The sequence below is a fragment of the Pseudarthrobacter sp. S9 genome (assembly GCF_050156545.1).
In the GTDB taxonomy this organism is placed as follows: domain Bacteria; phylum Actinomycetota; class Actinomycetes; order Actinomycetales; family Micrococcaceae; genus Arthrobacter.
On the sequence record NZ_CP189577.1, the window covers coordinates 188,765 to 208,549 of the forward strand.

Consider the following 19,785-nt stretch of genomic DNA (forward strand, 5'->3'; position numbering starts at 1 on the left):
CGGCCGACAGTTGTCTCAACTACATTGAGACACGCCGCGTAATGTCTCAGATATGGTGAGACAACCCAGCGTTTGTCTCACTTTGACTGAGACTGTCTCGGAATGACTGAGACAGGACAGGAGAGGGTCTGAATGATTCATCCGATGAGATACGCAGAGTACTACCTTACATAAGATAAGTTATCGGTGATTCAGGGTGGGATCAGGTGTGTATTTTGGTCTGGTGAACCTGTTGTTATTTGGCATGGAATACGAAACGATAGGGCTATGACATCGGTAGCTGCCCGGGGCGGACTGAAGGCCCATCAGGATTCCGTGCGCCTGCCGGCGCCCCGGCTGGTGCAGGCGCTGCGCGATCTGCTGGGCGCGCGCCTGGTTGCCTATATCGGATCGGTGAAGGAAACCCGCGCGGTGCGCCAGTGGGCCGACGACGAACGCAAACCCTCGGAGGAGGTGCTGCTCCGGCTGCGCGCGGCCTACCAGATCGCGGCCCTGCTGGCGGAAAAGGATGCGCCGGCCGTGGTGCAGGCGTGGTTCCAGGGCATGAACCCCCAGCTCGATGACCTGTCCCCGGCGCGGGTGCTGCGCGAAGGCAACCTGGACGAGACCGGGGCACGCGCCCTGGCCGCTGCGCGGGCCTTCGCCTCCTCCGGCCAGTGACGCCCGCAGGACTGGAACCGGCCGCGGTTGAGGCCGCCGGGACCGTGTGGCGTCGGTTTCAAACCCGAGCCGTGGGCCTGGTCTGGATGGGAATGGGCCACTGAAGGCCGCTTTCCCGGCCGGTGGGATGACGCGGAGGGAAACTTCCGCACCGTCTATGCCGGATCCAGCCTCAAGGCCTGCCTGATGGAGGTTCTGGCCTGCTTCCGCCCCGACCCGCTGTTGTTCGATGACCTGGACGACATCGAGGTCGACCCCCGGGATGAGGCCTGGCACCCCACCAACGCTCCCGGACAGGTCCCCTACAGCTGGCTTGAACCACGCACGGCCGCAACGGCAACCATCACCGGGCGCTATTGCGACATTTCCGCATCGACGACCATCGCGGCCCTGCGCCCGCATTTCCTGCGGGAAGCCCTAGTCTTCGGGCTCAAGGACTTCGACGCCGCCGCCCTGCGCGATGCACGTCCCCGGGTCCTGACCCAACGCGTGGCCACGCACGTCTACGGGCATTCGAACCTCGACGGGATCGCCTTCACCTCCCGCCTGGGCGATGACCTGAAGCTGTGGGCCATCTTCGAACAGGCAGGAGACCCGGCCGCCAGTCCACGCCTCACCCACTTCGCTCACCACGACATGTCAGCCGATTCGGCCGAAATCCGGGAAGTATTTAGATTGTTCGGGCTGTCCTGGCACTGAGCCCACGAGGCGGGCCTACAGCCGACATGGTGATGGGCCACATCAGGGAACCGGAAAAGCAGCGGGCCGGTGTCTACGGCACCGCCCGCCAGATGGTTTCCTGCCTGACCGACCGGGAGGTCAGCCAATGGGTCACCCGCTGCGGGACACGACCGTGGACACCGACCCGCGTCCCCGGTTCGTCCCCGAGGACTTCGTGCGCGGAAAAGGCACGCTCTACAGCCTCTCCCGCGAAGGGGTCGGCACCGCCGGCCCCCTGGTCACCGCCCTGACCGTCGCCGTCGTGGAAGCAGCCGAAAAGTACGCCACCTCCCAGCCCGGCGGCCGGCTCGCGACACCTTTGCTGGGGATCCTGGATGAGGCTGCCAACGTGTGCCGGTGGAAGGCCCTGCCGGACCAGTACAGCCACTACGGCTCCCGCGGCATCATCCTCATGACCATCCTGCAGTCCTGGTCCCAGGGCGTCGAGGTCTGGTCCCTGGAAGGCAGGGACTGCTGAAGGTTTGATTGACACTTTGCCTGTGAGGATTTGATCCTTGCGGGTGGAAGGATGTTCATCATGCCCAAAGCCTTTCCCGAAGAGTTCCGCCGCGATGTCGTGGCGATCGCCCGCAAGGGCGAAGCGCCCATTACCCAGATCGCCAAAGACTTCGGTGTCTCACCGGCCGCACTGCACCGCTGGATGAAGATCGCCGACAGAGAAGACGGGGTGAAGTCCGGGGCCGTGTCCGATGACGCCGCGAAGCTGCGGGAGGCCAACAAGCGCATCCGGCTCCTGGAGCAGGAAGCCGAAGTCATGCGCCGTGCCGTGGCCTACTTGTCCCGGGACATCAATCCAAAAAAATGATGTACCCGCTGGTCCGCGAGCTGGCTGCCAGGGACGCCCCGATCCGGGTTCCCGTGGCGGTGTCCTGCCGGGTACTGAATTTCTCCAGACAGGCCTACTACCAGTGGGCCGCCAACCCCGTCCCGTCCCGGGACTGGGAAGAAGCGCACCTGATCAACGCTGCCATCGATCACCACCGCGACGATCCTGCCTTCGGATACCGGTTCATTGCCGATGAGATCAACGCCAGTGCCGGTCCTGTGGCCAGTGAACGCCGGATCTGGCGGCTGTGCTCTCAGAACGGCATCCACTCCGTGATCCACCGGCGGCGCAGGTCCGGAATCAAGGCCGGCCCTCCGGTCCACGATGACCTCATCGAGCGGGACTTCAGTGCGGCGGCGCCGAACCGGAAGTGGCTCACGGACATCACCGAGCACCACACCGGGGAGGGAAAGCTGTACCTGTGCGCGATCAAGGACCTGCATTCGAACCGGATCGTCGGGTATTCCATGGCCGGGCGGATGAAAGCGTCCCTGGCCGTCACTGCCTTGGACCATGCCGTGGCACTCAGGAGACCAGCGGGCACGGTGGTGCACTCGGACCGCGGTTCCCAGTTCAGATCCAGAAAGTTCGTCCTGGCCCTGAACGCCTACGGGCTGAGCGGATCGATGGGAAGAGTGGGCGCCTGCGGTGACAACGCCGCGATGGAATCGTTCTTCTCCCTGCTGCAAAAGAACGTCCTGAACCGGAAACGTTGGGAGACCCGTGCCGAGCTCAGGCTGGCCATTACGACCTGGATCGAGCGCAGCTACCACCGCAAACGCCGTCAACGCGCCCTCGGACGGCTGACACCCATCGAGTTTGAGACAATAAAAAACGTGGCCTCAGCCGCATAGGAAATTATCAACCCCAGCTGTCAACTAAGCCTTCAGCAGTCCCGCATGCGGAAACTCTGGTCCGCGTCGAACGTGAAAATCTACGGCGGCGGCGTCTCCGAAGTCGGCTACCTCGACGAGCTCTCCCGCCTGATCGGGCAGTACAGCTACATCAACGTCTCCCGCAGCCACAGCAAAACCGGGTCCTCATCCTCCCGGCAGGAGAACAAGGACGAAATCCTCTCCGTCGCCGACCTGACGGCACTGCCCAGGTTCCGGGCCATCCTTCTCGCCTCCGGCGCCCCGGCCACCATGATCGAAACCATCCCCTGGATGAACGGACCCCACGCCCAGAAAGTCAAAGACTCCCTCGCCACCACGGTGAAAGATGATCGTGAGCCTGTGGCCGTTCCGGTGCGCAACCCGTGGACGGACGGTGACACGGCATGAGTCAGGAGTTCGGGGACGCGTTCGGCGACGAAGAGGTCCAGTCCTCAAGCGGCGGCCACAGCCATGACGCGCCTGAGCCGGAGCTGGTCTATGCCAGTGCCGTGGAGTTCTTCGCCGAGCTCCTGGCCCAGTCCTATGTCCGGGAAGTCAACGAAGGGGCGGCCTTCGCCTGGTGCCCCGAATGGTACAAACACCCCGAAGCCCTCATCCGGATGGAATCAATCTGGCGCGCCTGGGAACACCACCGCCTGGAACCCGCCCTCGGAATCAGCACCTGGTGGCTCAACCACGCCGGGGATCGTGCCAGAGAGCGCCAGCAGTCGCGTGGCTTGGCGCCGCTGACGCTCTCTGTCACAGGATTAGGCGCTCACGAGTGCTGCGTGTTCGCGCATGTTGTAGTTGCCGGTCTCGACCCAGCTCGTGTTGTGGATGATCCGGTCCATGATCGCGTCCGCATGGACGCCGGAGCCGAGCCGCTGGTGCCAGTCCTTCTGCAAATACTGAGTGCAGAACACTGTTGAGGTCTCGCCGTAGCGGCGCTCCATCAGTTCCAGCAGCATGCCTCGCATCGGTTCCGTGGGTCGATCCAGGAGCCACTCGTCGATGACCAGCAGCGTGAATGCCGCATACTTTCGCAGGAATTTACCGGAACCGCCGGGCCTGTCTTGCGCGGCGACCCGTTCTTCCTCGAGGTCTGGCATACGGACGTAATGTGCGCGGATTCGGTGCTCGCAGGCGCGTTTGGCGACCGCGCATCCCAGATACGACTTCCCCGACCCGGTGAACCCCTGCAAGACGACGTTCTGCTGCCTGCCCATGAACGAGCAGGTGCCCAGCTGGGTCAGCAGCTGCCGGTCAAGACCGCGCTCGTCGAGACGATCGATGCGGCGCAAATCCGCGTTCGGATAACGCAGTCCTGCCCGCCGGATCAAGCCGGTCACCTTGGAATGCGTAAACGACGAATAGGCGTCATCGACGACCAGCCGGACACGATCCTCGAACGGCAAGCTGATACTCAGCCTCTCGTCTTGGGTATCGATGGCCTCCAGCAACTCGCCCGCGTTCATCTCGCGCAGCTTGCGTTTGGTCTCCGCATCCAGGCGGCTCATCGAGCCCCTCCGGCGTAGTAGGCGCCGCCCCGCACGTATCCGCCATCGTCTCCCTCCGGCTCATCAGGGACGATCCCGGTTCTGTCCTGCCCGGTATCCAGGATCGGCCGCAGGTGGGCGTAGCGGGGCGATCGTATCGGCCCTCGCAGCGCGAGCTGGCTGGCCGCTTCCACCCGGGCCGGGGAGAACCGGCGGGACAGGCGCAGCACCGCCAGCGCGGGGTCGTATCCGGCCTCCTCGACCGGCACGGACTCGAAGATCTTGCTGATCACCGTCACGGTTGCCGGGCCCATCCGTAACGCCCATTCATCGATCCGGGCCCGGTCCCACGCCTGCCAGCTGCGACCCTCCGGAAGGTCCGCCTCGTTCGTCTGATGCTGGTTCGCCGTCGTCGCTGGCAGCAGCAGGTGGCTGGTGAGGCGCTCATCGCTGCGATAGATCTCCAGCATGGTCTCCGTGACACGAAGATCAACATTCGAGCCGATGTGGGCGAACGGCACGGAGTAAAAGTTCTTCGCCCAGACCACGTGGCCGTTGCGCCCAATTTTGCGCCCATAGGTCCAGGTGCTGATCTCGAACGCCACCGCCGGCAGCGGTTGCAACACCGGCTTCTCCTCGGCGGTGAACACGCTCAGCCGGGAGCCCTCCCGCTTCTGGAACGGCTGCCTGTTATAGGCATCGATCTGCTCCCGAATCCGTCTCCGCAACTGCGCCAGGCTCGTGAACACCTCTTTCCTCAACCCGGCAATCACCCAGGTGGCGACGTGCGAGACAGTGTTTTCCACGCTCGCCTTGTCCGTTTTATCCGGATCTGCTTGCGTGCTGGATAGGGAAAGGCTGGGGGGCGGATCCGCCAAAAGAGAGCTGCTATTTGATGGGCGGGGAGTCGATCGTTGTTATTTCGTTGGGTGGCGGCTCGCGTTATTTCGCTCCTTTTTACGACATCCCCGCGGCCAGGTTTGTCCGTTCCGCCTTGTCAGTGGCCTCCGTTTTGGGCAGGAATGGGCGGTCGTTAACTGTGTGCACCGACCAACCTCCCTCCACCGAGGAGAGCGTGGCGATCGAACCATTGATGATTTCGCCGGTGTCCTTTCCGGTGAGCGCGGAGAGCGTGTGTCGTATGAGTGTCCCGTGGCAAACGATGAGGACGTTGTCGCCGTCATATAGACGCGCGAGGCGTTCGAGCGCATGTGTCCCGCGGGCGATGACGGATTCAATCGGCTCGAGTCCGGGAATGGTGCCCTGCGGCCACCGCGCACTGATCTCCTCTTGAGTGGCCCCTTCCGCGTCTCCGTAGTCGCGCTCGGTGAGAGCCGGGTAGGCTGGCCCCAGGTCGCGGCCGATCCCGACTGCGATTAGGCTGGCGGTTTCTCTCGCGCGGATCAGGGGGGAGCTCACGATGATGTCCCACGGCCTGCCGTTGATGCCGGAGCTGAGGCTGCGTGCCGCTTCGAGCGCTTGCTTCCGTCCGGTGGCGTTGAGGGGGATATCACTGGAGCCTTGCATGCGTTGCGCGAAATTCCAGTCGGTTTGGCCGTGCCGGACGAAAGCGAAGGTCATGAGTTCTCCTGGTGGGCTGTTTCTTGCCGTTCAACGCGAGCGGCCGAATGATTAGGACTTCATTGGTGCGGCGGTGTTTCTTAGCCCCCGAGCGCTGATCGGTCCGGGTTGTCAGACGGGGGCGGGGGCGCTGAACTGGGCGCGCCCGCGCACCCGCGATTCCTTAGTCCAGGTTCCGCCGGAGGAGATCACCAAGCTCGTTCAATGCCTCCTGGGCGCGGTCGCCGTCAACGTGAAGAGTGACTTCGTCGCCATACTCGATGCCGAGAGCCAGGACCGAGGACAGGCTGGAGGCATCCACCCTGTCCTCGGTGCCGAAGCTGATAGTGACGTCGTGTTCAGATGCCGCGCCCGCGTTGACAAATGCGGAGGCCGGCCGGGCGTGCAAACCTGCGGTGAAACCGATTTTTACCTGCTCGCTGCCCGTGGCTGCGACAGGTCTTCTTCGAATAATGACCCGAGCGTCTCAAGAAGGTGTGGATGGGCGAACAGCGGTGCGAGGCGCGACTCGACGAGAGCTTCGGCGGCAGTGGGTCTCCCGCTGAGGATCACCTCGGAATAAGTCCTGTAAGCCTCGGTGGCGGAGGAGCTTTAGACGCCAGCCTTGATCAGAAGTGCATCAACCATCATGAAGAACTGGCCGCGGTGATCGGTAGCCTTCGGGTCGGTCATGTATTGAATGGCCGCTCCGTCGTAAATCATCAGGAAAGATCGTACAAGCATAGGAAAGCCTATGAGGCACTCTTCGCCGCTGCTTTGGGCTGCGGAAGCGAATATGTTTCCCAGCTCCACTTCATAGGCGGGATAAATTTTCGCGGCCAGCGGGCTGACGGGGGCATTGCGTGTTGCCCACAGGATGAGTTCGATCTCTGCAAGGAGGCTGGCCGGCTCTTCTTCTAGTGCGCGCCAGTAGCCTTCGGCTACTTGTTCCACAGCCTTGCGAAGGCCCAAATGCTTCGGAACGTCGCTGGAAAAGCGGCTCAAGTTCTTCAGCCAGGCCTCGGCGGCCGCGTCCATGAGCTCTTCTTTATTGCTGAAGCAATAATGTGCCGTAGCCAAGGGGGCGTTGGCCTCCTTGGCTATAGCCCGAATGGTCACCGACTGAACGCCCTCACGACGCATCAGTTCAACTGTCGCTGAAATTAGCTGTTCTTTCCGTTCCTCTGCGGGTACCCGCATAGCTCACTCTCCAGTCTCCCGGTTTCGGCCCGACAGGGGCCAGTTCCTTAAGAGTACTGCTTTACGCCTTTGTCCTGAACCGTTGACTGGAACAAATGTCCCTGTCACGCCGTGCCCCACGTCACGATGGCACAGTCTAAGTGGATGAACAGGCTGTCGTGTGACCCGCCCGCGGTCCAACCACTGTTGGACCGCGGGCGGGGCCACATCTTCGGGTTGCTGGACAAACCGACATTCTAGCTCCAAGGCAGCCCGCTCAATTGCTCAGGTTATTGGTGAACTTCTCGAGACCTGATGTCTGGGTGGCGATGAGGCCCGCCCCACAGCATGAGTCCATATCCTAAAAATGTAAGCTGTGTTTTGGAGGGGGTCCGAATTTGGCCGCCGGCCCGAAATTACCTTGCGGCCAGGGTGTCGGTGACATTCGCAGGCGTGCCGGTGTCTATATCCTGCGAAGGGCCGTATAGGTACCGCTGCATGGAGTCATCCATGGCGTTGAGCCAGAGGGTGTGGTGTTTGGTCGCCATGGTGCCGGTGACGACGGAGCGGTGGACCATGTCGCGGTACCCGAGGATGTCAGTGTGCTTGTGGTGCATCCAGTCTTTGAAGAGTTGGGAAACAGCGTCGAGGTCGAAGGGCGGGTAATCGGTGGCGTTGATGAGTTCCCGCAGGTAGTCCGTCTGGAAGTCGGCTTCCGCGTCGTGGTCCGGCAGCGCGGCCTGGCGCTCGAGCCAGAGCTGGATGTCCGCCTCGCGCTCAGCAAGGGACGGTATGTCAATCGCTCCGGTCATGACGTCGCGGGCAAACCACGCTTGCGCGTCAAACATGTTGAATGTGTAGTACTGGTCCTGCGCGCCAAGGTAGAACAGGTTGGTGTTTTGCTGCCACACCACGCCCTTGTAAAGGTTGCCCGGGTACAGCACGTTTGGTGACTTCAGTGACAGCTCGCTGGGCAGGAACGGGTACTTGTGCTGGTATCCGGTGCCAAGTACGACGGCGTCAAAGTCATCTTGGGTGCCGTCGCTAAAGTGCGCGGTGTGGCCTTGGAAGTGGGTGACGAGCGGGCGCTCTACCGTGTTCTCCGGCCAGTGATAGCCCATCGGGGCTGTGCGGTAGCTGATGGTGATGGACGCGGCGCCCATCTTGTGGGCCTGCATGCCAATGTCCTCGGCGGAATAACTGCTGCCGATCATGAGCAGGTTCTTGCCATAAAAGCGTTCGGCTCCGCGGAAATCGTGGGCGTGCAGAACTTCACCCGGGAAGGTTTTGATGCCTTTGAACTCGGGGACGGAGGGGACGGAGAAGTGGCCGGTGGCGACCACAAGCTTGTCGAACACGTGGGTTTCAGTGAGGTTCGTCTTGAGGTCTTCAACCGTCAGCGTGAATTCCTGCGTTGCCTCGTTGTAGCTGGTGTGGCGGGCAACGCTGTTGAACTTGACGTACTTGCGGACGTCGGACTTTTCCACACGGCCCTTGATGTAGTCGAAGAGAACTTCGCGGGGCGGGAAGGAGGAAATGGCGCTGCCAAAGTGCTCGTCAAAGGAGTAGTCCGAGAACTCGAGGCACTCTTTCGGCCCATTGGACCATAGGTGGCGGTACATGCTGGAGTGCACCGGCTCGCCGTGAGCGTCCAGGCCGATCCGCCAGCTGTTGTTCCACTGCCCGCCCCAGTCGTCCTGCTTCTCAAAGCACAAGATATCGGGGATGGCGGCGCCTTTTTGGCGTGCTGATTCAAACGCCCGCAGTTGTGCCAGGCCGCTGGGGCCGGCACCAATGATTCCGACTCGTAATGTCATGTTGCTCTCCTCTTCCAAATGGTTCTTGCGGGGTCGCGGGTGCGCGACGCGGTAAGTTGCGCTACGTGTCAAGCCGGCAGCTAAACAGATGCCGCTTTGCGGTAGCGGGTGATGCCTTTGTTCTCGGCCGGCTCGCCCGCGAGCTCGGTCAGCAGGTGACAGGCGCGAATCCCGGGTAGGCGCCAACTTGGCGGGAAGGTGATCAGTGATGGCTAGGGTGGTGGCACGTCCGGCACCGGCGAGTAGGAGCCGGGCCCCGACGTGCGAACGCCATCGAGCACGGATCTCAGGTCCGAGAGGTTTCCCTGGGTTGCAGATACGAAACGGAAGTCACGGCGCGGGACTGGCCGCCGTTGCAGTGTGCCGTGAGGGAATCTGCTTTTCCGAACGACACCCGAATGAACCTGTAGTCCATGCCTGCTGCCGGAGTCACGGATTTGGAACGCAGGGGGCCTAGGGTGCGAAGGAGCGGTGGCCGGTGAAGAACCCTAGACCATACTCAGGGGTCTCAAACTTGACGGTAGTGCCCTTGGGGAAGAACAGCACGTCGCGCTCCTTCGCGTGCGTCACTTCCCCTGTCGCCTCATCGGTGAGGATGAACTCACCCTTGATGACGACCTTCATTTCGTCGTAGGTGTACGTGTACACCAACGGCTCGGAAGCCTTCAGCTCGAAGAACCCGGCGCTCATGACCGAGCCCTCAGGGTTGTGGAGGGAGTCACCGATAGCAGCGACCGTCCCAGGCTCGTTCATCGACGGCAGGCCGACGTAACCGCCTTCTACTTTGTGGATGGATCCGGCCTTGCTCTGTGTTCCTACGAGGGTGGTTTCCATTGTCTCTCCTGTAAATAGCGTTGTGAAGGATTTGCCAGACCTGATCATCTTTGACAGAACTGTCATTCCTGGGCGGCAGATGTGAGGCCGCCTGAGAAGCAGCTGAGTAGCCCGATCGCGGCTGCTCCCGCGGGATCGGTTGCATACCGGATTTCTGATTTGCAGGGTAAGCAGAGCTCGGCTGGTGTGATGCCGATCACGGTTGCTCGTGGCAGAAACTGTGACATGAACAGACGTATAAGTCAATCGTCCATGAAGGACATTTCTCTAAACCGGGCTCATATGAATTGGTTCCAGCCGTTCACGCTGAACCCTTGACTGGAACAAGTGTCCATGTCACAGTGTTGGCAGCGCGGTGACCCAGATCACGATGACGCATTCTGAGTCGCCCGGAAGCGCAACGCAGCTTTCCCATTCGAGAAACGGGTAAAAGACAATGACGACAACCACCCCTCAGCTCCCGACACCGACGACGCGCGAAGCGGTCGATTTCTGGCCGGCGAAGTCCATGAAGGTCATGAAAGACGAATGGCAGCGATTGCGCTGCAGGTTCATCAACGCCAATCCCGTAGGCCCATGGGGGGATGTCATACTCTCCGAGTGGGAGCTGGAGGCCTGTGGCTGGGAGGATTTCCATCCCCACACCGAGACGAACTTCGTGCTGGAAGGCGAGCTCCACATCGAGAGCGAAGGCAAGACTGTCATCCTGAGGCCGGGCGATGCGGCACGCGTCAACCCAGGACGAACCGGCCGATACTGGGCACCGGTCTACGCGCGCATGGTCACCATTTACGGCCCCAACCCCGAAGGTTTGGAGTCGCACTCCTTCCGATACTCCGAAATCTGATTTACCCCCTCACGAATTGCCGTGGCGGAACCGAACAATAAACCGACGCAGCGGATCGTGTGGCGGCAACGGCTGCCGTGCAGCAGGCACTTCCAGACCACCATCCTCGCGGGCCGGCTCACAGGACAGGACCAAGGACGAGTTCCCGCTTGGCACCTTAAGGGTTTACCGGCCAGACCAAGTCATGAAGTACTTCCACCAGCTCAATTGAACCCCAGCAGCGCTTTGCGAACCCCGATCTCGCTTCCGGCCCCGCCGGCCCGATCCGGGGGTTGGCGAGAACAGCTTCTGAAAAACGGTCAATCAAGTAACAAAAAGTGATCCACATAAAAACACTTGCACTGAGTTTAAGCCTGTAATCTCTTCAGTGATCTGTTTCACAGGAGACGCTGCCGGAACGGTCCGAAGTCCTGCAAAGATCGCAGACCGGACGAAGAAGCACTTCCCCCGGATACGACACCCCCGAATTCGGCCCCCACCGGCATCCTCCTCAACGACCCCAACGGCGCAATCATTCAGATTCGACTAAGGACTCCCCCATGTCTCAACTCAAGCACCACGATACGAGCGGTCTCAGCGACTTTGGCTACAAGCAGTCGCTCTCGACCGGGAGTATCGGTAAATTCGCCAGCTTCGCGGCTGGCGTCAGCTACATTTCCATCCTCACTAGTGTTTTTCAGCTTTTCTACTTCGGCTACGGCACCGCAGGACCGGCCTATTGGTGGACCTGGGTCGGAGTATTCGTCGGCCAGCTGATGGTCGCGCTCGTCTTTGCCGAGCTCGCGGGCCGGTATCCGGTCGCGGGCGCCGTATACAACTGGTCCAAGCAGCTTGCCTCGAAAACGACGTCCTGGATGGCAGGCTGGCTGATGCTGATCGCGTCGATCGTCACAATCGGCGCTGTCGCACTGTCTCTTCAGATTACGATGCCGCAGATCTGGCAGGGCTTCCAGATGGTCGGTGACGGAACCGGCCCCTACGACTTCGCGGTCAACGGCGTCCTGCTTGCAACGATCCTGATCACCTTCACCACCCTCGTGAATGCGTTTGGCGTCAAACTGACGACCGCCATCAACAGCATCGGCGTATTTGTGGAACTCTTCGCGGCTGTATTCCTGGTCCTCGCTCTGGCATGGCACGCAGTACGCGGGCCCGAGGTCGTTTTCGACACCCAGGGTCTGGGTCAAGGCCAACCCCTCGGATACTTCGGCGTCTTCCTTATCGCAGCCATGGCCTCCGGCTACGCCATGTACGGTTTCGACACCGCCGGTTCCCTCGGAGAAGAAACCAAGAACCCGAAGAAGACCGCGCCAAGGGCAATCATCAGGGCCGTAACGGCATCCTTCATCCTGGGCGGAGCAGTGCTCCTCGCTGCCCTCCTCGCTGCTCCGGACCTGTCTGACCCCAAGCTCGGGGAAGCAGACGGAGGCCTGCAGTACATCGTCCTGTCGGTCCTCGGAGGACCCTTCGGCAAGGCCTTCCTGCTCTGCGTCGTGGTGGCAATCACTGTCTGCGCACTCGCCGTCCATGCTGCGGCCATCCGCATGATGTTCGCGATGGCGCGGGACAATAACCTGCCATTCAGCAGCCAGCTTGCAAAAGTCCACCCGGTTCGGAAGACCCCCACGACGGCGGCCATCACCACCGGCGTTCTCGCAATCATCCCGCTGCTGATCAATATCGGCCAGCCCGCCATCTTTACGATTCTTTCCAGCATTGGAATCGTGCTGATCTACCTGGCCTACCTGCTGGTCACCGCTCCCATGCTCCGTAACAGGTTCCTGAAAAAGTGGCCGCTGGCTGACGATGGGGCAGAGTCAGGCTTCAGCCTGGGTAAGAAGCGGGGCTTTATCGTCAATCTCATTGCCGTGGTCTGGGGAGCCGCAATGACCGTCAACCTGATCTGGCCTCGGCCGGAGATCTACAACTCCGAGCCACCGTTCGAGTGGTATTTCCAGTGGGGCGGGGTCATCTTCGTCGGATTCGTCGTTGTGGTCGGTCTCCTGCTGTACAGGCTGCGTATCAGGCACCGCACGGGTGTGCTGGAAGAACATGCGGCAGCCGTGCCGGACTCCGCTGACGCTGACGATCAGCTTGCACCCGCACTGGTCTAATCTCTCAAAGACGGGAAGGCAGACCGGTCAAGGAACGGTCTGCCTTCCCGTCTCTGTGGCCGGGATTCCGTGGCCCTTGCTTGTTCCACCGCAGGCATTTTTCCGAAGGATGCCCGCCGGCGTTGAGTTCGTCGTCGTCGACTAGCCCGTCTTAGATCGAATACAGCACGACGGGATCATCACAAACAAACAGACGACGGCAGCCTGTGCCGTTCTCGATGACCCGTATCAGTCGGCCGTCGTCGGCGCGGTACTGCCCGCGGTGGGGGCTCTCCGCGGGGGCCCAGGCAAGAAATTCCTCGGCTGCGGGCCCCCTGAAGTTGCAGGGGCTGGACTCCGGAGGTGGCGTCCCGCGGCTTTAAGGGTGCGGGACGCCACCGTCAATCGGAGGGTTAGTTGATGGCGTTGCGGAGTTGCTTGGCGGCCAGGGCGGGGTCGGCTGCGCTGTAGATGCCGCCGCCGACGACGGCGACGTCGGCGCCGGCCTGCTGGACAGCTGCTATGGTGGCGAGCTTCACGCCGCCGGCGACGGAGAACGGGACGCGTGCTTCTGCTCCGGCGCTCAGGAGTCCGGTCAGGTCGAAGCCGGGCTTGGCCTGTTCGTCCAGGCCGGCGTGCATCTCGACGAACTTCGCACCCAGGGCGCGGGCTTCCTTGGCGCGGGTGACCTTGTCTGCGACACCGATGAGGTCCACGACGATGCCCTTGTTGTGGGCCTTGGCTGCCTTGACGGCGCCGGCGATGGTGGAGTCGTCCGCGGTGCCGAGCACGGTGACCAGGTCGGCGCCGGCCTTGAAGGCGATGTCGGCTTCGAGTTCGCCGGCGTCCATGGTCTTCATGTCGGCGAAGACGATCTTGTCCGGGTGGGCGTTCTTGACGGCGGTGACGGCGGAGAGCCCTTCGGCCTTGATCAGCGGGGTGCCGAGTTCGATGATGTCGACGTATTCGGCGACCTGGCCGGCCAGTTCGAGGGCGGCTTCGGTGGTCAGAACGTCCATAGCAACTTGGAGCTTCATGATGTTTCTACTTTCTGTAAGGAACTGCGGTTCTCTGCAGGTAACTGCGGTGGGTGTGGAAAAAGAGGGGCCCCGGTTATTCGAGGTTGGCGTGCCGGAGCCAGAGCTCTTCGGCGGGCACATCGGTGTTGTCCCACAGGGACTGGAAGAGGGCCTCGGTGGCGAGGAAAAGCACCTGTTCGAACAGGGACCCGGAGTACTGGCGCGAGACGCTGGAGCCGTGGTCGGTCTTCTGCGCGGCGGGAATGGTCACCAGGGCGTCGGCGAGCCCGGCGAGCGGGGAATCCGGGTTGGTGGTGAACGCGGCGATCCGCGCCCCGGCCTTCGCCGCCGTTTCCGCTGACTTGACCACCCCCGAGGTCGTCCCCGATCCGGAGGCCACCAGGAGCAGGTCCCCGGAAGCGATTGCGGGAGTGGTGGTGTCACCGGCGATGTGGACATTCAGGCCCAGGTGCATCAGCCTCATCGCCGCCATCCGCAACACCAGCCCGCGCCGGCAACAAACACCCGGCCCGGCTGGCTAAGGTGACGGGCCAGGCCGGCCACCTGCTGCCGGTCGATGCCTGCGGCGGTATCCGCGATCTCCCCCAGGACAAGGGAGACGCTGCCGGCGAAGGCTTCCCCGGATACGTCCGGGGCGGGTCCGGTCATCACGGTCAAATTCACTTCTCCTCCTCCAGAGGTGGGCCTGACATCCATCGTCCTGTCATTTACGGGGAGGGGAAACGCTAATTCGGGATGGTTTAAACTGCCCGTTTGGGTAGGTGGGTGTGTGGATCGTCCGGTATGCCCTGACGAGATTCAGCGGCATGGGTGTGCAGTCCATCGATCCCCCGTTGAATGGCAGGGCGTTGCCCGGGGAGGTAGCTACGCAGCCACGGCCATTGTCCGCCTGCTGCCGGTCATGATGGACGGAGGTCCGCCGTGTCCGCACGCAATGGACTGCGACAGCGTTCTTCGCATACGGCCTCGTAGATGTCTTAGTGGACGTAGCGGCGTTTGAGGGCCGCCGCAGGTCCGGCCGGCGTTGCTGAAGGCACCCAGAACAGGTCTTGGGCGATGGCGTTGGGATCGGCGTCGGCGTCGGCGTCGGCAGCACGATACCGGCGTCGTTGCCGCCGAACTCCAGGGTGAGCCGTTTGACGGTGTCGGCTGAGGACTTGATGAAGCATTCCGGACTCCACGGTTCTGTCCGCCTGGTTGCGAGTAGGGTTTATTCCAGTGACACGGGGTGCCCTGCTGGCCGGGGCTGAGAGAACACCCGTTGAACCTGATCTAGTTCGTACTAGCGAAGGGATGTTGCGGATGACTATTCGCCTGACGCCTGACCACGCCTGGGCCATGCCCGAACGGCTCCGCCTCGTTGATCCTGCGGATCATCGAGGCGGAGAAGCCAACAGTGGCAACTGCTGGGAAGGCTGGCCGCCGGCGGGGCCACTGCACCGTGTTCGGAACTCCAGAGCACGTCGCCGACCAGATTGAGCTGTGGTTTCGCTCCGGTGCCGCAGACGGGTTTAACCTCATGCCGCCGCTGCTGCCCGATTCGCTCGACGAGTTCGTGGACAGGGTGGTTCCGGTATTACAACGGCGTGGGCTCTTCCGCAGCAGCTACACGGCGGACATGCTGCGCGGACACCTCGGACTGGAACGGCCGACCGTAGGCGTCCCGGACAATGGATAGTCCTATAAGCCTCTCCACTGACCCATCCCGGCAGGGCCACGTCCACTTCACTGTGGCAAGTCCGAAGTCCCATGGGCAAACCCACGAACTAGACATCAGCAACCGCCCGGGCGCGTCCGGGCACGCCGGACCAGTCCCCGCCGAATCAGGCTCAGCCGCTGCAACCCTCAATCATATTTGACCAGAAACAAGGAATCAGCATGAACATCACACTGAACGGCAAGCCCCACGCCGTAGGGGCAATGGCCTCCGCTGCAACGCTCGTCAGCCAGATCACAGGCCGCGAACTTGCCCCCAGCGGGCAGGCCGCGGACGGCCAGCGGCTGGGTGTGGCAATAGCGCGCAACTCGGAGGTGGTGCCCCGCAGCCAGTGGCACAGCACGGCGCTTGCTGAGGGCGATGGCATTGAACTCGTTACAGCAATTCAGGGAGGATGAGGATGATGACTGAAACAACTGCGCTTCCAGCCGGGCCTGGAACAGAGACTGACCGCATGGTCATCGATGGCGTGGAATTGAGCTCCCGGCTCATTATGGGCACGGGCGGAGCGCCTAGCCTGGACGGACTCGGTGCCGCGCTCCTGGCCTCCGGGACGGAACTGACCACGGTAGCCATGCGCCGCTACTCGCCCGCCGAAACGGGTTCCCTGTTCCGGCTGCTCGTGGACAACAACATCCGGGTCCTGCCGAACACCGCCGGCTGCTTCACCGCAAGGGATGCGGTCATGACGGCGGAACTGGCCCGCGACGCGCTGGAAACGGACTGGGTCAAACTCGAAGTCATTGCCGATGAGCACACGCTCTTGCCGGACGCCGTGGAACTCGTGGATGCCACCGAGCAGCTCGTCAACCGTGGTTTCAAAGTCTTCGCGTACACCAATGACGACCCGGTCCTGGCGCTGCGTCTGGAGAACCTGGGGGCCACCGCAGTCATGCCGCTTGGCTCTCCGATCGGGACGGGCCTGGGAATCCTCAACCCGCACAACATTGAGCTGATCGTGTCGCGCTCCTCTGTGCCTGTGGTGCTGGATGCGGGCATCGGTACCGCCTCGGATGCCGCCCTCGCTATGGAACTGGGTTGCGACGCCGTTCTGCTGGCCACGGCCGTGACCCGCGCGCAGAACCCTGCGCTCATGGGTGAAGCCTTCAAACACGCTGTTATCGCCGGTAGGCTGGCGAAGGCGGCCGGGCGTATCCCGCGCCGCGAGCATGCGCTGGCGTCTTCTGCGATGGAAGGCCGGGCCGAGTTCCTCTAGACCAGGGTTCTGACTGTGCGGGTGCGGCGATGGGCAGGCTCACCCGCTCCCCACCAAGACTCAGCCGTGGCACCTAAGGACGAGGTCCTCACCCGCCGCAAATTGACGAGTCCCTTTCGGGCCTGCCGGACCGGCGCTACCGCCTGGGCGGCGGGTCACTGTCTACAAGACGCCGACGGCGGCCAGCGTGCTCGAGCTGATCCGAAAATGGGGGTGAGCTGGCTGCGGCGGGTGGCGTGCTGGTGTGCCCGCCGGGGTCCGGCGGGGTGGGTCCGCGGTATGAAGGCGGGCGGGTGTCAGGCTCCCGGGGTCAGGGTGACGGTGTAGCCGAGGGCTTCGAGCTGGCGGATGTGGCCGCGTTTTTTGGTGTCCGGGTTGGTGCGGCGGGTGAAGTTGTGGGCGCCGAGGTCATGGAACCGTGCGTCCGGGTCCTTCAGGAGGTGCCAGACGATGACGGGATGGAACGTCCGACGGCGACGATGGCGCGTTTCTTGCCCCGCCGCCGGGCGATCCTTCGGTAGCGTTACAACCGTGTATTCATCCGGTTCACCTCGCACAACGCGGGCGGCGAGGTGACGCCACGTGACATCGAGTCCGCGGCAGCCGTCACCGGGGTGGCCTCAGAGGCTGGCTGTGCAGTCGGTATCGACACGCCCGAACCGACGGCGATAGCGGAAGTCTGGCGCGTTGCGCTGGGCTATGAAAAGGGGCCGGGGCGGCAGCCTGCAGGACGCGGAAGGCCGCGGAGGGGTCGATCGCGACGGCCTGCACGGCCAGGCGCGCCATGCCAGGGACGGGGCGAACAACCGGTGCCGACACCCTTTTGGTCCCGACCGTCGACGCCACCAAGGGCCTGGCCGGTGTCCAGGTCCGCGATCGTTGTCATCCAAGGTTCGAACGGTGTCACGCTTGTGTTGCCGGGTCCTGGAAGGAGCACACGGACCGGAACCGGTCTTCTCCGACGCCGTGCCACTAAACGGCAGCGTCGACAGCCAGACTGAGGCGATCGACCCCATGCATGGCGTCGGCGGCCCTGACCAGGGTCAGGTGTGAGAATGCTTGGGGAAAGTTGCCGGCCATCCGCTTTTCGTTCGTTGCGTACTCTTCGCTAAGCAGACCGAGCTCGTTGGCAAGCCCCACGAGTTTGTCCATAAGGATCTTTGCCTCGGCCCGTCGGCCTGTACGCGCATACTGCTCCACGAGCCAGAACGAGCATGCGAGGAAAGGATGTTCACCCGGTTCCAGGCCGTCAACGCCACTCTCTGTTCGATAGCGCAGCAAAAGGCCGTCGTCGGTAAGGAGTTCTTCTTCCAGCCGTCTGACAGTGCCGAGCATGTGCTCGTCGTTGTAGGCGAGAAAACCGACCTGTGGCATGACTAGTAACGCAGCGTCTGTTTGACCTCCGCCATAGCTCTGCGTAAAGGAGCCAATCCTCCGGTCGAATCCCTCGCGCATTATCTCTTCACGCAACCGCTCACGGAGTTGCTCCCACTTCTTAACATCTCCGGATAATCCGTGGATCCGTACCGCCCGGATCCCGCTGTTGAAGGCGGCCCACATCATCACCCGGGAGTGGGTGAAGTACTGTGCCTCGCCGCGCATCTCCCAAAGGCCAAAGTCCCTGTCGTCGAAGTGTTTTTCTACGAATCCCAAGAGCGCCCGCTGAAGGGCCCAAGAGAAATGGTCTTCTTTACCTCCGGCCATACGCAGTCTTTCCAATGCCACCATCACTTCGCCGACGACATCTGCCTGGAACTGCGAAACGGCCGCATTTCCAATGCGAACAGGCCTGGAGTTCGCATAACCGGGGAGGTGGCTGAGCTCGCGTTCGGGGAGTTCCCGCTCTCCCCCAACCCCGTACATGATCTGCATCTGCTCGGGATCGCCGGCCAGTGCCCGAAGGAGCCAGTTGCGCCACTGAAGGGCCTCCGTTTCATAGCCGTGGGTCAGCATCGATTCCAGTGTCAGGGCCGCATCGCGCAACCAGCAGTACCGATAGTCCCAGTTCCGCGGTCCACCGAATTCCTCCGGGAGGGACGTCGTGGGCGCTGCGACAATGCCGCCCGTTTCCAAATGCGTAAGGGCTCGCAGTACTAACAGCGAACGCTTTACCGCACCCCCATACGCACCGTCTTGCCGGCAGTGGCTTCCCCAGCGGCTCCAATACTCAGTGGCTTCTTCAAGGGCGACATCAACGTCAATCGCTGCTGGCAAGGGGCGGTGCGAGGGGAACCACGTTAGTTCAAAATCGACCTTCTCGCCCTTTGAAATGAGGAATTTTCCCTCATGCCCATGCGCATGGGCTTGTGGAAGATGAGGTCCTCTCAGTGCGAGAGCATCCGGACCGGCCATGGCCAACAGGACCGGCGCCGTCGTCGGCGCATTGTCACGGACCCGACTCACCCAAGGCAATACCGTTGAATATCCTGGTCGGATCCGAAGCTCCTGGCGCATTTCAACGCTGCCGGCCAATCCGGTAACACGGCGGATGAGGGACGAACCGTTATCCCCCAGCGGCATGAAATCGGTAACTAGGACGCTTCCGCTGACAGTCTTCCAAAGGGTTTGGAGCACAAATGTCGAGTCAATGTAGTGCCGGTCGACAACGACAGCGCCTGATTCACTGGGAGCCAACAGCCAGCGGCCGTGCTCATCGGTGCCTACAAGCCGGCTAAACACGGACGGTGAGTCAAAGCGCGGGAAACAGAGCCAGTCCACGCTGCCGTCCCGGGAGATGAGAGGCCCGGTTTGAAGATCCGAAAGCAACGCATAATCCTCTATGAGTGCAGCCATGCTCCACTCAATCACAACTTTTTCACATTCAGGTTAGGCCCGCTGTATGTGAACCCGGTCGGCGCGGAACCGCCAGGCCGGTAGTTTCCTC

17 protein-coding genes, 6 pseudogenes and 1 riboswitch are annotated in these 19,785 nt (G+C 62.2%); of the genes and pseudogenes, 11 read left to right on the forward strand and 12 right to left on the reverse strand.

Going from position 1 to position 19,785, the window contains the following annotated elements:
• The first annotated feature begins 267 nt into the window (after positions 1-267).
• From ACQCSY_RS22905 to ACQCSY_RS22930, 6 genes and pseudogenes are all read left to right on the forward strand, one after another.
• The gene (locus ACQCSY_RS22905; RefSeq protein ID WP_427136591.1) at positions 268-660 is read left to right on the forward strand and encodes a hypothetical protein; all 393 of its coding nucleotides are present in this window, start codon (positions 268-270) and stop codon (positions 658-660) included.
• A 27-nt stretch (positions 661-687) separates the two neighbouring features.
• The gene (locus tag ACQCSY_RS22910; RefSeq protein ID WP_427136592.1) at positions 688-1,359 is read left to right on the forward strand and encodes an RES domain-containing protein; all 672 of its coding nucleotides are present in this window, start codon (positions 688-690) and stop codon (positions 1,357-1,359) included.
• 17 nt (positions 1,360-1,376) lie between these two features.
• Positions 1,377-1,846: pseudogene (locus ACQCSY_RS22915) on the forward strand (type IV secretory system conjugative DNA transfer family protein); the annotation flags it as partial.
• Positions 1,847-1,918: 72 nt separating this feature from the next.
• Positions 1,919-3,081, forward strand: a protein-coding gene (locus ACQCSY_RS22920) for an IS3 family transposase (protein WP_427136593.1) whose coding sequence is annotated in 2 segments (ribosomal slippage) — positions 1,919-2,197 and positions 2,200-3,081 — 1,161 coding nt in all. Because the reading frame shifts where the segments join, the coding sequence is not laid out codon by codon here.
• 45 nt (positions 3,082-3,126) lie between these two features.
• Positions 3,127-3,510: a TraM recognition domain-containing protein gene (locus ACQCSY_RS22925; protein ID WP_427136594.1), complete on the forward strand. Its 384-nt coding sequence runs from the start codon at positions 3,127-3,129 to the stop codon at positions 3,508-3,510.
• Positions 3,507-3,761: pseudogene (locus ACQCSY_RS22930) on the forward strand (DUF4913 domain-containing protein); the annotation flags it as partial. The gene ACQCSY_RS22925 and the pseudogene ACQCSY_RS22930, both read left to right, overlap by 4 nt.
• 108 nt (positions 3,762-3,869) lie before the next feature.
• Here ACQCSY_RS22930 and ACQCSY_RS22935 read toward each other — a convergent pair.
• From ACQCSY_RS22935 to ACQCSY_RS22965, 7 genes are all read right to left on the reverse strand, one after another.
• Positions 3,870-4,619 carry an ATP-binding protein gene (locus ACQCSY_RS22935; protein ID WP_427136595.1) on the reverse strand — a complete coding sequence of 250 codons (750 nt, stop codon included), beginning with the start codon at positions 4,617-4,619 and terminating at the stop codon, positions 3,870-3,872.
• A complete protein-coding gene (locus ACQCSY_RS22940) occupies positions 4,616-5,404 on the reverse strand; it encodes a Mu transposase domain-containing protein (RefSeq protein WP_427136596.1) in 789 nt (262 codons plus the stop codon). The genes ACQCSY_RS22935 and ACQCSY_RS22940 overlap by 4 nt, the downstream gene beginning before the upstream one ends.
• 151 nt (positions 5,405-5,555) lie before the next feature.
• Positions 5,556-6,179, reverse strand: a complete 624-nt coding sequence (locus tag ACQCSY_RS22945; RefSeq protein WP_427136597.1) for a histidine phosphatase family protein — start codon at positions 6,177-6,179, stop codon at positions 5,556-5,558.
• 163 nt (positions 6,180-6,342) lie between these two features.
• On the reverse strand, positions 6,343-6,633 hold the full coding sequence (locus tag ACQCSY_RS22950) for an HPr family phosphocarrier protein (protein WP_427136621.1): 291 nt from the start codon (positions 6,631-6,633) through the stop codon (positions 6,343-6,345).
• 137 nt (positions 6,634-6,770) lie between these two features.
• Positions 6,771-7,358, reverse strand: a complete 588-nt coding sequence (locus ACQCSY_RS22955; RefSeq protein ID WP_427136598.1) for a TetR/AcrR family transcriptional regulator — start codon at positions 7,356-7,358, stop codon at positions 6,771-6,773.
• Positions 7,359-7,753: 395 nt separating this feature from the next.
• Positions 7,754-9,154, reverse strand: a complete 1,401-nt coding sequence (locus tag ACQCSY_RS22960) for an NAD(P)-binding domain-containing protein (RefSeq protein ID WP_427136599.1) — start codon at positions 9,152-9,154, stop codon at positions 7,754-7,756.
• Between the two features lie 453 nt (positions 9,155-9,607).
• Positions 9,608-9,988 (reverse strand): cupin domain-containing protein, encoded by a 381-nt coding sequence (locus ACQCSY_RS22965; RefSeq protein WP_427136600.1) that lies wholly within the window; start codon positions 9,986-9,988, stop codon positions 9,608-9,610.
• 436 nt (positions 9,989-10,424) lie between these two features.
• Here ACQCSY_RS22965 and ACQCSY_RS22970 point away from each other — a divergent pair, with 436 nt between their 5' ends.
• Positions 10,425-10,835, forward strand: a complete 411-nt coding sequence (locus ACQCSY_RS22970) for a cupin domain-containing protein (RefSeq protein WP_427136601.1) — start codon at positions 10,425-10,427, stop codon at positions 10,833-10,835.
• Positions 10,836-11,374: 539 nt separating this feature from the next.
• Positions 11,375-12,949, forward strand: coding sequence for an APC family permease (locus ACQCSY_RS22975; RefSeq protein WP_427136141.1), 1,575 nt, complete (start codon positions 11,375-11,377; stop codon positions 12,947-12,949).
• 392 nt (positions 12,950-13,341) lie between these two features.
• On the opposite strand, the gene hxlA is transcribed toward ACQCSY_RS22975, so the two are convergent.
• The 3 genes and pseudogenes from hxlA to ACQCSY_RS22990 form a co-directional block, all read right to left on the reverse strand.
• Positions 13,342-13,965, reverse strand: a complete 624-nt coding sequence (hxlA, locus tag ACQCSY_RS22980) for a 3-hexulose-6-phosphate synthase (protein WP_427136602.1) — start codon at positions 13,963-13,965, stop codon at positions 13,342-13,344.
• A 76-nt stretch (positions 13,966-14,041) separates the two neighbouring features.
• A pseudogene (hxlB, locus tag ACQCSY_RS22985) lies at positions 14,042-14,616 on the reverse strand (6-phospho-3-hexuloisomerase).
• 332 nt (positions 14,617-14,948) lie between these two features.
• Positions 14,949-15,139: pseudogene (locus tag ACQCSY_RS22990) on the reverse strand (aldehyde dehydrogenase family protein); the annotation flags it as partial.
• 43 nt (positions 15,140-15,182) lie between these two features.
• Positions 15,183-15,279: riboswitch (TPP riboswitch) on the forward strand.
• 46 nt (positions 15,280-15,325) lie between these two features.
• Here ACQCSY_RS22990 and ACQCSY_RS22995 point away from each other — a divergent pair.
• The 3 genes and pseudogenes from ACQCSY_RS22995 to ACQCSY_RS23005 form a co-directional block, all read left to right on the forward strand.
• Positions 15,326-15,646 (forward strand): annotated as a pseudogene (locus tag ACQCSY_RS22995) (LLM class flavin-dependent oxidoreductase); the annotation flags it as partial.
• A gap of 200 nt (positions 15,647-15,846) precedes the next feature.
• Complete coding sequence (thiS, locus tag ACQCSY_RS23000) at positions 15,847-16,083, forward strand: sulfur carrier protein ThiS (RefSeq protein ID WP_427136603.1); 237 nt, start codon at positions 15,847-15,849, stop codon at positions 16,081-16,083.
• Positions 16,084-16,088: 5 nt separating this feature from the next.
• On the forward strand, positions 16,089-16,901 hold the full coding sequence (locus ACQCSY_RS23005) for a thiazole synthase (RefSeq protein WP_427136604.1): 813 nt from the start codon (positions 16,089-16,091) through the stop codon (positions 16,899-16,901).
• 296 nt (positions 16,902-17,197) lie between these two features.
• Here the strand turns inward: ACQCSY_RS23005 and ACQCSY_RS23010 are convergent.
• Together ACQCSY_RS23010 and ACQCSY_RS23015 are read right to left on the reverse strand one after the other, a co-directional pair.
• Positions 17,198-17,424, reverse strand: a pseudogene (locus ACQCSY_RS23010) (IS110 family transposase); the annotation flags it as partial.
• A 449-nt stretch (positions 17,425-17,873) separates the two neighbouring features.
• Positions 17,874-19,694 (reverse strand): glycoside hydrolase family 15 protein, encoded by a 1,821-nt coding sequence (locus ACQCSY_RS23015; RefSeq protein WP_427136605.1) that lies wholly within the window; start codon positions 19,692-19,694, stop codon positions 17,874-17,876.
• Positions 19,695-19,785: the final 91 nt, after the last annotated feature.